A 12,598-nucleotide genomic window follows, 5' to 3' on the forward strand; every position below is an offset into this window, starting at 1 on the left:
CTATATTTTTCGATTTTAAATTTTACAAAAACACAAATCCAAATTTTTGACTTGTATTTTTGTGATGATAAAATAAAAAAATCAGAAATAAGCTGTTTTTAAGGCCGAGAAAATCAGCAAGCCCTAAATAAAATACTACTGACTTATTCAAAATGATATAAGAAAACAATAGTCCCGATATAAGCCGGTTTTTTTCTGTCTTTTATTTCTAAGGTAGCACGCATTTCAGCTTTACAAATACCTCTTAAATCCTTAATACTTTCAACTGTTACTTTTAATCTGACTTCGTCATCAACCCTTACGGCTTCCATAAATTTGAATTTCTCAATACCGTAATTTACCTGCATTTTTAAATTATTAACTTCAATAATTTGTTCCCAAAGATAAGGTAAAACCGAAAGTGTTAAATAACCGTGGGCAATAGTTGATCCGAATTGTGTTTCTTTTTTTGCTCTTTCAACATCAGTATGTATCCACTGAAAATCAAGCGTTGCATCTGCAAATTTATTTATTTGCTCCTGTGTAATTTTCAAATAGGCGGAAGTTCCGATTTCTTTGCCTTCATGTGATGCAAATTCTTCAAGACTGTTTACAATTACTTTTGACATAGTTTTTGTGTTTTAAATTAATTATTTTTCTTTCTCCAAGAGTCTCTTAATGTAACTGTTCTGTTAAATGTTAGTTTTTCTGAATTACTGTCTTTATCAAGTGTAAAATATCCTTTTCTTTCAAACTGAAACTTTTCACCGATTTTTGCATTTTTTAAAAACGGTTCGGCTTTGCAGTTTTCAATAAGAGTTAAAGAGTCAGGATTTATAAACTCTTTAAAATCTCTATCTTTGTGGCTGTCAGGGGATTCATCGCTGAATAATCTGTCATATTGTTTAACATCAATATCAATTGCATGTTCAACAGAAACCCAATGAAGCGTTCCTTTTACTTTTCTGCCGTCAGGTGATTTTCCGCCTTTTGAAAGAGGGTCATAAGTGCAAAGCAGTTCTGTGATTTCTCCGTTTTCATCTTTTATAACTTCATTGCAAGTAATAAAATAAGCATATCTTAATCTTACTTCCCCTCCGAGTTTAAGCCTGAAAAATTTTCGATTTGCAATTTCTTTAAAGTCCTCTTTTTCAATATATAAATTTCTTGAAAACGGAACTTCTCTTGTTCCGGCACTTTCATCTTCCGGATTATTAATTGCAGATAATAACTCATCCTTTCCTTTCGGATAGTTTGTAATAGTAACTTTTAAGGGGTCAATTACCGTCATTACTCTTTGGGCAACTTTATTAAGGTGCTCTCTTATGCTGAATTCCAACAAACTTACATCAATTATATTCTCTCTTTTTGCAACACCTACTTTCTCAGCAAAGATTTTTAATGCTTCCGGCGTGTAACCTCTTCTCCGTAAGCCTGAAATTGTAGGCATTCGAGGATCATCCCAACCTGAAACATAATTCCCTTCAACCAGTTGCAAAAGCTTTCTTTTGCTCATAACAGTATAATTCAAGTTTAATCTGGCGAATTCAATCTGGCGAGGTCTTGTTCTGCCTTCTTCGTAAATATGACCCAGAAACCAATCATACAAAGGTCGATGATTTTCAAACTCAAGCGTACAAATTGAGTGTGTAATACCCTCAAGATAATCTGATTGCCCGTGTGTATAATCATACATCGGGTAAATACACCACTTATTTCCTGTTCTGTGATGATATTCGTGTTTTATTCTGTACATAACCGGATCACGCATATGCATATTGGGCGAACTCATATCAATTTTTGCACGAAGAACTTTTTCACCATCTTTAAATTCGCCTTTTTTCATGCGTTCAAATAAATCTAAATTTTCTTCAACAGAGCGATTTCTGAAAGGACTTTCAATACCGGGTTTTGTCGGAGTACCTCTTGTTGCAGAAATTTCTTCTCCGCTTTGGTCGTCAACATAAGCAAGCCCTTCTTTTATCAACTTTATTGCCCATTTATAAAGTTGCTCAAAATAATCTGACGAATAAAGATCTTCTCCGTTCCATTTAAAACCCAACCACTCAACATCTTCTTTGATGGAATCAACAAATTCAATTTCTTCTTTTGTGGGATTAGTATCGTCAAAACGAAGATTTGTTTTTCCGTTATATTTTTCTCCCAAACCAAAATTAAGGATAATTGATTTTGCATGACCGATATGCAAATATCCGTTGGGTTCAGGCGGGAACCGTGTAATTATTTCTTTGTGTTTTCCTGATTTCAAATCTTCTTCAATAATTTGTTCAATGAAGTTTAATGGTTTTTTTTCTTCCGAAACTTCATTATTATTTTTGTCTGTCATAATTATCTGTCTGTAAAATTATCATGCAAAGATAAAATGAATTATTGTTTTTTAATACATTTGCAAATTGAATTTATTTTCGTAAATTTTTAATATGGGATTTATAGAAATTGAAGGTATGGAGTTTTATGCCTATCACGGACATTACGAAGAAGAACAAATTGTAGGCAATCGCTTTTTAGTTGATTTGAAAATTGAAACAAATTGCCGAAAGGCTGCGGAAAGTGATCAAATCGAAGATGCTGTTAATTATCAAACAGCTTATAAAATTATTAAAACTGAAATGCAAAAAAAATCCAATTTACTGGAAAATATTGCAGGCAGAATTATTGATGCGTTGCATAATAAATTAGAAAATATGAAATCCGTCAGCATTAAACTGTCAAAAATGAATCCTCCCATGGGCGGAAAAATTAAAAAAGTAAGTATTACAATGACAAAATAAAACAATGGAAAACAAATTAACAATATATAATACATTAAGCAGAAAAAAAGAATTATTTGAACCCATAAATCCTCCCTTTGTAGGAATGTATGTTTGCGGACCTACGGTTTACGGCGATTCTCATTTGGGGCATGCTCGCCCGGCAATTACATTTGATGTTTTATTCAGATACTTAAAATATACCGGATATAAAGTTCGATATGTCAGAAACATTACTGATGTAGGGCACCTCGTAAATGATGCCGATGCAGGAGAAGATAAAATTGCAAAAAAAGCAAAGCTTGACCAAGTTGAACCAATGGAAATTGTTCAAAAATATACAAACAGTTATCATAAAAACATGGAGCAACTAAACACATTGCCTCCGAGCATTGAGCCGCATGCATCTGCACACATTATTGAGCAAGCGGAAATGGTTGAAGAAATTTTAAAAAACGGTTTCGCATACGAAGTGAACGGTTCTGTATATTTCGATGTTGCAAAATACTCCGAAACAAATAATTACGGCAAACTTTCAGGAAGAATTTTGGAAGACCTCCAAAACAATACAAGAGAACTTGCCGGACAAAGTGATAAAAAAAACTCATTCGATTTTGCTCTCTGGAAAAAAGCAGAACCGGAACATATTATGCGTTGGCCTTCAAAATGGAGCGACGGTTTTCCCGGCTGGCATTTGGAATGTTCGGTAATGAGCACAAAATATCTCGGTAATAAATTTGATATTCACGGTGGCGGTTTAGACCTTCAATTTCCCCATCACGAATGCGAAATTGCACAATCGAAAGCTGCAAAAGGTGAAGAAGCTGTTAAGTATTGGATGCATAACAACCTTATTACAATTGCCGGACAAAAAATGAGCAAGTCTTTAAATAACTTTATTATGCTTGATGAAATGTTCAGCGGAAAACATGAACTTTTAGAACAAGCATACAGCCCGATGGTTGTAAAGTTCTTTATATTACAGGCACATTACCGCAGTACGCTTGACTTCTCAAATAAAGCATTGCAAGCATCCGAAAAAGGATTTAACAGATTAATGACAGGAATTCAGACTTTAAATAATTTAAAAGAAAGCAATGAATCAACCGTAGATGTCAAATCTTTGACCGGCAAATCCTTTAAAGCACTTGATGACGATTTAAATACTCCCGTTTTAATTGCTCATTTATTTGACGGCGTTAAAATGATAAATTCAATAGCTGCAGGAAACGAAACAATTAATAATAATGATTTGTCTTCTTTGCAAAACTTCTATGATGATATTGTTTTTAAAATTCTCGGATTAAAAGACGAAGAAGCAACTTGCAATAATGATGAAAAGCTTTCGGATGTTATTGAGCTTCTTTTAAAATTAAGAACAGAGGCAAAAAAGAATAAAGATTTTGCAACTTCTGATAAAATAAGAAACGAGCTTAAAGAACTAGGGATTATTGTTAAGGACACGAGAGAAGGCTCTGAGTGGAAGATTAATTAATTACATTATAAACAAAAAGTATAGAATTACTTCGGCATTTTTTATTGTCATTTACATTTACTTTACACACTAAACCTCTGAAAACAAACATTTTATGTATATTCTGGTTGCCTGCGTTAGTATTTTTTAATTGCAAATACACTTTCTGATTTGCAAAGATAAAATACACATGCGGCTAAGAAAAAAAACGATTGTGTCGCAAACAACACTTTTTACTTGATAAACAGGAAAAAATACACTACGAAAAGTTTATACAAATAAAACAAAACCGATTGTTATATGAATACTGCTGTTTATATATGTTATCCGTCTTTTACAAAAAAAAACATGACATTTGAGTTATTAAATTTTTTGTAACTATTTGCAATTATATACGTCTTAAAAATAAAAAGCCAAAACAATGAATGTCAATAAAGAAAATAAATTGAAAAAAACATATAAGTTTTATGTATTAATAATAATGTTTTTTTTGAGTTTCAGCAGTAATGTTTTTGCAGAAAACAATATAGGAGTTTCTGGTCAGGTAAAAGACGAACAAAGCAAAAAAGTTATAGAGTTTTGTAATGTTCGCGTATTTAATATGAAAGACAGCCTGATAACAGGAGGAGTAACTGACCAAAAAGGCTTCTTTATAATTCCCTTGTTAAGAGGAAATTATAAATTAATAACCGAATATATGGGATATATACCGGACACTACTGAAATTTCCGTAAAAACAGGAACAGAATTCATCGGCATTATTAAACTTAAAAGAGATGCAAACAATATAGATGAAATAATAGTAGAAGGCAGCACAAAGGAAAGTTTAATCGATAAAGATGTTTATCTGGTTACAAGTGATTTAAAAACAGGGGCAGCAAATACAAAAGATGTACTCTCAAAAGTTTCCGGTGTTAATTACGACAGATATAATAATTCAATAAAAGTTGACGGAGACGAAAATATCATAATTCTTGTAAACGGTTTGGAAAAAGATCAAGAATATATCAAAAATTTAGCTCCCGACAGGTTAAAAAAAATTGAAGTTATAAGAGACCCGAGCGGAAGATATGCTCTGGAAGGATATTCTGCAATTATAAACATTATATTAAAAGAAAATTATAAAGGAACCGAATTCCATTTTTCTGACCAACTGATTACCGACCCCGACAATAAAGATTCAAATTACCGTATTCCTATTAACAGCTTTGATGCAAATATAAATTACACATATAATAAAATTAATATTTATTCTGCCGTCAGATACAGCTTTTTTAATATTGGAATGTTGGCAAGTAATTATAAAGAATATGACAACGGATTAACAATTGATAAAAACTCAGGAAGTAATTTACATAATTTGTTATATAAAAACACAAGTGATAATCTAACCATAGGTGCTGATTATTATATAAACCCGAAACATACCGTAAGTTATGAAAGTAATTATAAAGGATATCTTTTAGGAGAAGGCATCTCAAACGAAACATATAATACTTTATATCTGCAAGACGGAAACATAATTGATAATATTGAAATTGAAACAAATAATAATTCAAACAATCAAAGCAATTACCATTCTTTCTTTTATATCGGAAAGTTTAATAAAAAAAACAGTTTGAATGTTGACTTTACATATTCAACATACAAGGATAACTATACAAATAAATATTATGAAAATTCTGTTTTAGGAAGAACCGAGCAAGGAACAAACAATAAAACAAATACAAAATTCTATGCCGAATTCAATCATACTTTAAATGATAAATCAAATATTCAAGTAGGTTACGGAAATGAAACTAAAAATCTTACAAATACACTCATTACAAACAATATTTATTTTAATGAAGTACCGGAAGGCACAAATCCTGATTTTAATTTAACCGAATTACGCCATAAATTTTTTGCATATTACTCGTGGAATATTAATAAAAAACTCGGAATTAAACTTGGCGGTGCTGCTGAAACAAGTATTCCGAAGGTTTACGGCGAAAAATTAACATACTTCATTTACCAACCTTATGCAGATATCAAGTACAAACCTTTTAAGATTTTAGATATACAACTAAAATACAGATCATCAAGTGATTATCCGAGTATAAGTGAAGCAAATCCATTTACTTATGTAATCGACCAAGAAACCGTATCAAAAGGAAATCCTTTTTTAAGTCCGGCAGTAAAACATAAACTTTCAATTAAACTTAATATCTTGAAAGGTTTAGCATCAGTTGAACCTTATTATCATTTTTCCGAAAATTACATCAGCCAAATAGGAACATTAAGAAACGACGGAATATTTGAACTTACATATCAAAATGCCGGAAGATATGAGCATAAAGGAATAAAAGCAAATCTTACGATACCTTTCGGAAAAAGTTTATTTCTTCAAACAAATACAGATTTTTATAAAAGCAAAATTGAATTTGACAATAATATTCAAAAAATAAACGACTGGCGAATGAACAGCCAGTTAATATATGTAAATAAAAAATACGGAAGTGTCAGCGGGTTAATATTTCAAAATAACTTATCAAAATACATTACCGCACAAGGCTATAATATGTGGAATAATGATTTCTGGGGATTATTTGTTCAGCAACCTTTCTTTAAAAAGAAGTTAAATGTTATGCTTCTTTATATGTTGCCGCTTGAACTCGGAATGGATTATTACCAAGGTTCATATACCGAAACAGCCAATTACTCTGAATTAAAAACACAAGACATGAGCCTTCTTAAAAACGTACTACTTCTAAGGGTCAGTTTCAGAATGAATAAAGGACAGTCTGTTCGAAAAACAGAGAAGGAAGTTAAAGAAGAAAAAGAAAAATCAACTAAAAAATTGTTTTAAAAAACAATAAAATTAATCTCCGAATAAAAGATATAACTTACATTTGTAATTCATTCAAAACACACACAATATGAAACATCTTATATATATTTTTTCAACAATATTGTTATTGTCAACAGCGTGTAAAACCGACAATAGCAACAAGGCATCAAAAGATAAAGAAGCAAAAATTATAAGCAAGCCAAATTTAAAACTTGAAAGTGATATTATGACACCGGAGGTTCTTTGGTCATTCGGACGCTTGGGAGATGTTCAGGTCTCGCCCGATGAAAAAACTTTGCTTTTCGGAATAACATATTATGATATTGCCGAAGACAAAGGCAACAGAGAACTTTATACAATGCCGGCAGAAGGTGGTGATATGAAGCGAATTACGGAAACAGCCGGCGGAGAATATAATGCCGTTTGGAGTAAAGACGGTAAAACAATTTATTTTATGACTTACGGTGAATCCGGAATGCAAATGTGGAAAATGAATGCAGACGGAACAAAAAGAACTCAAATTTCAGATATTGAAGGCGGAATTTCAGGATTTATCATTTCTCCGGATGAAAGCAAAGTTTTGTTTGCAAAAGAAGTTGATTTAATCGACGATGTTGTTGATAAATATCCCGATTTGCCGAAAGCAAACGCAAGAATCATAGAAGATTTAATGTATCGCCATTGGGATACTTGGACAGATTCGTACAGCCACATTTTTGTTGCTGATTTTGACGGAAATTCAGTTTCAGGAGAACTTGATATTATGAAAGAGGAAGAATTTGACTCACCTTTGAAACCTTTCGGCGGATTTGAGGAAATTACTTGGAGTCCTGACAGTAAAACAATTGCATATACTTGCGTTAAGAAAAAAGGGAAAGAATATACTTTATCAACAAATTCAGATATTTATTTGTATAATATTGAAACAAAAACAACCTCAAATTTAACAGAAGGAATGAACGGCTACGACAAAGCACCTGTTTATTCGCCTGACGGTAAAAAAATTGCATGGGAAAGCATGGAAAGAGACGGTTACGAATCGGACAAAAACAGATTGTTTATATATGATTTTAAAACAAAAGAAAAGAAAGATTATACAGTAGATTTCGACCAAAATATTCACGGAATAAATTGGACGGCAGACGGAAAAAACATTTATACCGTAAGTGACTATCATGCACGTTTTCAAATTTTCAAATTAAATATTGAAAGCAATGAAATAAATGCCGTAACAAAAGGCGATTATAATTACCGTTCTGTTGCTGTTCTGTCGGATAAATTGATTGCAACAAAACAATCAATGTCGATGCCTACGGAGATTTTTGCAATTAAGGAACAAGGCAAAGAAACTCAACTAAGTTTTGTAAATAAAGATGTATTAGATCAATTAGAACTTGCAAAAGTTGAAGAGCGTTGGGTTAAAACAACCGACGGAAAAGATATGTTGGTGTGGGTAATTTATCCTCCCCATTTTGATGCAAATAAAAAATACCCTGCATTGTTGTATTGTCAAGGCGGTCCGCAATCGTCAGTCAGTCAGTTCTTTTCTTATCGCTGGAATTTTCAAATGATGGCAGCAAACGGCTATGTTGTTGTAGCTCCCAACCGCAGAGGATTACCTAGTTTCGGGCAAGAATGGAATGAACAAATAAGCGGAGATTACGGCGGGCAAAATATGAAAGATTATTTTTCGGCAATTGACGAATTTAAAAAAGAACCTTTTATTGATGAGGATAAACTCGGGGCAATCGGGGCAAGTTACGGAGGGTTTTCTGTTTTTTGGCTTGCCGGAAATCATAATAAAAGATTTAAAGCATTTATTGCACATGACGGAATTTTTAATTTTGAAGCACAATATCTCGAAACCGAAGAAATGTGGTTTGCAAATTGGGATTTAGGCGGTGCTTTTTGGGATAAAAATAACAGAACTGCACAAAATTCTTATGCAAATTCACCGCATAAATTTGTGCAAAATTGGGATACGCCGATTATGGTTATTCACGGACAAAAAGATTACAGAATTGCCGTAACGCAAGGAATGAGTGCTTTTAATGCTGCAATTTTAAAAGATGTGCCGGCAAAATTCCTTTATTTCCCGGAAGAAAATCATTGGGTATTGCATCCGCAAAACGGAATACTTTGGCAAAGAGAATTTAAAACTTGGTTGGATAAATGGCTTAAGTAATTTTTAAACCTCATTAAGCTGTAAACATTTATTATATCAAACTTCGGTTATTAATTTAAATTTATGCTTACGAGCTAACTTCCGTACCAAACATTTTTGCCCTGTAAAATACTGACAAGTGCAAAGGAGCATTATAAAGTAAGAACTTAAAAAGCGATTACGTTCATGACCATTTTAAGTCGGAAAACTTAATACCCCAAATTGTAATATCATCACGTTGTTCCTCTTCTCCTTGATATTCTGCCAATCTTTTCTCTATTAAATTCTTTTGCTCAGCTAAACTAAGGTCTTTGGCTTCTTTAAGCGTTTCAATATACCTTGGTGTTCCGAAACGTTTTCTTTCGGCATTATTTTGGTCAATAATACCGTCTGTTGACAGCCAAATACTGTCATCATTATAAACAAAAAAATCTTTATTGTCAAATTCAATATTCCCTCTTTTTTGTATTGTTCCCCCTATTGATCGTCTGGCAGATGATAATATCGTGATATCGTCATCTTTTTTTGAATAGTAATACAAATCACATTTTGCACCCGAATATGTAATATGAAAAGTATTATCTTCTTTTTCAATCATACACAGTGTCATGTCCATTCCGTCATTATTATCAGTTGTTTCTTGTCTTAGAGCCAACTTAACTTTCTCATCCAATCTTTCAAGAATATCTTTCGGACTGACAATTTTTTGCTCCAAAACGATTTCACTTAATAAACGGCTTCCAATCATTGACATGAATGCCCCGGGAACTCCGTGTCCGGTGCAATCAACTGCTGCAACAAAAATCTTTTCTGAAAAATCATCTGTTGCGGGTAAATGTGCATACCAATAAAAATCACCGGAAACAATATCTCTCGGCTTAAAAATAACAAACGAATCAAAATATTTTTCAAGATCATCTCCTAAAGGAAGAATTGCTTGTTGGATATTTTTTGCATAGTTGATACTGGATGTAATTGCTTCATTTTGTATTTCAATAAATTCTTTTTGTTTTATGATTTCAATCTCTGCTTTCTTTGCAACGGTAATATCTGTATCTATCGTAATTAATTTAACAACTTCATTGTTGTCATCTAATATCGGGGTTATTGTAGTTTGTGCCCAAATATCTTCCCCTCTTCTTGTTTTATTAAGGTTTTGATAATAACCTGTTTGCTTTGTTTCAAGTATTTCTTCAATTACTCTTTTAACATCCGGATTACCGCTTGCACTAATTATATTTTCATCTAATTCATTTCTCAGCAGTTGCAAAGTGTAGCCGTACATTCGAGTAAACCCGGCATTTACCCATTCAAAGTTTCCGTTTACATCAAGAATAGATACTGCATTGTCAGTTTCAGAGGCTACCAGCGATAACTTTTCAAGTTCAGAGTTTACACTTTCCAATTGTTTCGCCTGATTTTGAATCTCATCTTTTTGGCTGTTAATTGCAACATATTGTTCGCTAAGTTGTCTGTTAACCTTTTGTTTATTTATATAACTTACAACAATTAATATTAACATGAAAATAACAACAATCCCGATTCCTGCAAAAATAAATAAATATGTTTTTTGCGATGCAACTGTTGCTTGTGATTCTCCCAAAACTTCTTTATTCTTTCTTAACCTTTCCTCTTGTTCTTTAAGGTCTTTACTTTTTAACTCAATCTCTTCATTAAGTTTCTTAACAAATTCTTTTTGTTTATTAATGTTTTCGGTTTGTATTTCAAGAATTGCAAGGTTTTTTAACAACTCTTCTTTTCGCATCATAACCTCAGAACTCATAGAATCCAGTTTTAAGTTTTGCTCTTTTACTTCATTCTCTTTTGCAGATAATAAATATTCTTTACCGGCAATACTGTCTCTTTGGCTCTTAATTTTATCTTCTTGCTCTTTCAAAAGCTTTTCTTTTTCTTCTATTTCCAGTTTTTTCTGTTCCAACATCTTTTGTTCCGCAATAAGCCTTTTATTTGTTTGAATTTGCATTATTCTGATGTCTTCACGACTTCCTCCTAACCTTAATATTGTAGTAGAAAATTTAAGATTCTGTTTGCCGGCAAGTCGTGTATTAATATCAAAAGGTTTTGATGCATCGGCCTTATTCAGGTTAATTACGCTGTATTCAGGTTGTTTAGACCTGTCCGAGATTATTAAAACATTCTTACCGTTTAATTTTTGATAAACAAATGCTAAATATGCATTCTCATTTTTTGTGACGTATAAAATATGGTTGGGTTCAACATCTGCATAATTTGTATATTTAATTATTTCAACGGGTTTTCCTTTTATTGTTCTCATTGCCGCTAATTTCTCCAATTCGTCAAATGCTTTTTGAGAAGAGAATACACCTATTGTAAATTTTGAAATATTAGCTTCGTTCTCCCAAGTTATGCCAGGGGCAATATTAAAAATCCACATTGCTCTTTTTTCATCCTCGGTTTGCGAATATAACTTTTGAGAAGATATTACACCAATCATAACTAACATTATAATTGTAAAATATTTTTTAAAATTTCTCATTTGTAAAAAATTTAAGTCTTTTGTTTTATATTTTATTTGTTGAAAAATATATTAAAAGGTTTAGTTTGATTTACTCTCATATTCTTTTATGAGCTTTTCTTGTTCTTTTATTATTTCTTTAAGATTCTTAACCTCAATATCTTTTTCTGCTAATTCTTTTTTCACTTTAAGTAATTCTATTATTTGTTTCAACTTGCATCTTCCGTATATCCACTCTGCTTCCTCCTATCCTTGAATATTGATGCTGATAACTCAAGGTTTTGCTCTTTTGCAAGTTTTGTGTTAATATTAAAAGGTTCTGAAGTGTTCGATTTACATAAATTAAATACACTATACTCAGGTTGCTCAGACCTGTCAGATATTATTAATACATTTTTATTTTTAAGCTTATTGCACACAAGCTCTAAATGTGCATTTTCATTTTTTGTGATATAAATAATATGATTTGGATTAATTTCTTCTAATTTTGAATATCTGTATACTTCAACAGCCTTGCCTTTTACGGTTCGTTTTTCTGCTATTTTTTTTATCTCATTATATTCAGTTTCCGAGGAGAACACACCGATAACATATTTTGGGACAGTTGATCCGTTTTCCCATGTTGTACCCGATGCAATATTAAAAATCCACATTGCCCTTTTTTCACTATCTGTTTGCGAAAACATTTTCCGGGTAGATGTTACGGCAATCATAACTAACATTATAATTGTAAAAATTTTTTTAATATTTCCCATTAAACGTAATTTCATAAATTATGCTATTCTGTAAAGCGAAACTTAACAAAATTAATACTTTTTTAGAAATTTATATGCAAATTTCTCATAATTTATTCTTTTTATACATATTTAAATCATATTTTTGT

8 protein-coding genes are annotated in these 12,598 nt (G+C 31.9%); 4 read left to right on the forward strand and 4 right to left on the reverse strand.

Annotated elements, in window-relative coordinates; translation table 11 throughout:
• Positions 1-143: 143 nt before the first annotated feature.
• On the reverse strand, positions 144-608 hold the full coding sequence (locus L3J35_01685) for a MaoC family dehydratase (protein ID MCF6364889.1): 465 nt from the start codon (positions 606-608) through the stop codon (positions 144-146).
• 17 nt (positions 609-625) lie between these two features.
• Positions 626-2,326, reverse strand: a complete 1,701-nt coding sequence (locus L3J35_01690; protein ID MCF6364890.1) for a glutamine--tRNA ligase/YqeY domain fusion protein — start codon at positions 2,324-2,326, stop codon at positions 626-628.
• Positions 2,327-2,420: 94 nt separating this feature from the next.
• Between L3J35_01690 and folB the strand changes: the two genes are divergently transcribed.
• The 4 genes from folB to L3J35_01710 all read left to right on the forward strand — a co-directional run bounded on the left by folB (position 2,421) and on the right by L3J35_01710 (position 9,239).
• On the forward strand, positions 2,421-2,771 hold the full coding sequence (folB, locus tag L3J35_01695) for a dihydroneopterin aldolase (protein MCF6364891.1): 351 nt from the start codon (positions 2,421-2,423) through the stop codon (positions 2,769-2,771).
• Positions 2,772-2,775: 4 nt separating this feature from the next.
• Positions 2,776-4,245: a cysteine--tRNA ligase gene (cysS, locus tag L3J35_01700; protein ID MCF6364892.1), complete on the forward strand. Its 1,470-nt coding sequence runs from the start codon at positions 2,776-2,778 to the stop codon at positions 4,243-4,245.
• A 400-nt stretch (positions 4,246-4,645) separates the two neighbouring features.
• Entirely contained in the window at positions 4,646-7,072 is a 2,427-nt protein-coding gene (locus tag L3J35_01705) for a TonB-dependent receptor family protein (protein MCF6364893.1), read from the forward strand.
• A 70-nt stretch (positions 7,073-7,142) separates the two neighbouring features.
• Positions 7,143-9,239, forward strand: coding sequence for a S9 family peptidase (locus L3J35_01710; protein MCF6364894.1), 2,097 nt, complete (start codon positions 7,143-7,145; stop codon positions 9,237-9,239).
• Positions 9,240-9,402: 163 nt separating this feature from the next.
• Here the strand turns inward: L3J35_01710 and L3J35_01715 are convergent, their stop codons facing one another.
• Positions 9,403-11,736: a YfiR/HmsC family protein gene (locus tag L3J35_01715; protein MCF6364895.1), complete on the reverse strand. Its 2,334-nt coding sequence runs from the start codon at positions 11,734-11,736 to the stop codon at positions 9,403-9,405.
• 188 nt (positions 11,737-11,924) lie between these two features.
• Positions 11,925-12,485 carry a YfiR family protein gene (locus tag L3J35_01720; protein ID MCF6364896.1) on the reverse strand — a complete coding sequence of 187 codons (561 nt, stop codon included), beginning with the start codon at positions 12,483-12,485 and terminating at the stop codon, positions 11,925-11,927.
• Positions 12,486-12,598: the final 113 nt, after the last annotated feature.

Source organism: Bacteroidales bacterium, from assembly GCA_021648725.1.
In the GTDB taxonomy this organism is placed as follows: Bacteria; Bacteroidota; Bacteroidia; order Bacteroidales; family JAADGE01; genus JAADGE01.

Bases quoted from the DNA above. Each gene is read 5' to 3' on its own strand.
- L3J35_01685 (MCF6364889.1), bottom strand. From the start codon at position 608: ATGTCAAAAGTAATTGTAAACAGTCTTGAAGAATTTGCATCACATGAA.
- L3J35_01690 (MCF6364890.1), bottom strand. From the start codon at position 2,326: ATGACAGACAAAAATAATAATGAAGTTTCGGAAGAAAAAAAACCATTA.
- folB (MCF6364891.1), top strand. From the start codon at position 2,421: ATGGGATTTATAGAAATTGAAGGTATGGAGTTTTATGCCTATCACGGA.
- cysS (MCF6364892.1), top strand. From the start codon at position 2,776: ATGGAAAACAAATTAACAATATATAATACATTAAGCAGAAAAAAAGAA.
- L3J35_01705 (MCF6364893.1), top strand. From the start codon at position 4,646: ATGAATGTCAATAAAGAAAATAAATTGAAAAAAACATATAAGTTTTAT.
- L3J35_01710 (MCF6364894.1), top strand. From the start codon at position 7,143: ATGAAACATCTTATATATATTTTTTCAACAATATTGTTATTGTCAACA.
- L3J35_01715 (MCF6364895.1), bottom strand. From the start codon at position 11,736: ATGAGAAATTTTAAAAAATATTTTACAATTATAATGTTAGTTATGATT.
- L3J35_01720 (MCF6364896.1), bottom strand. From the start codon at position 12,485: ATGAAATTACGTTTAATGGGAAATATTAAAAAAATTTTTACAATTATA.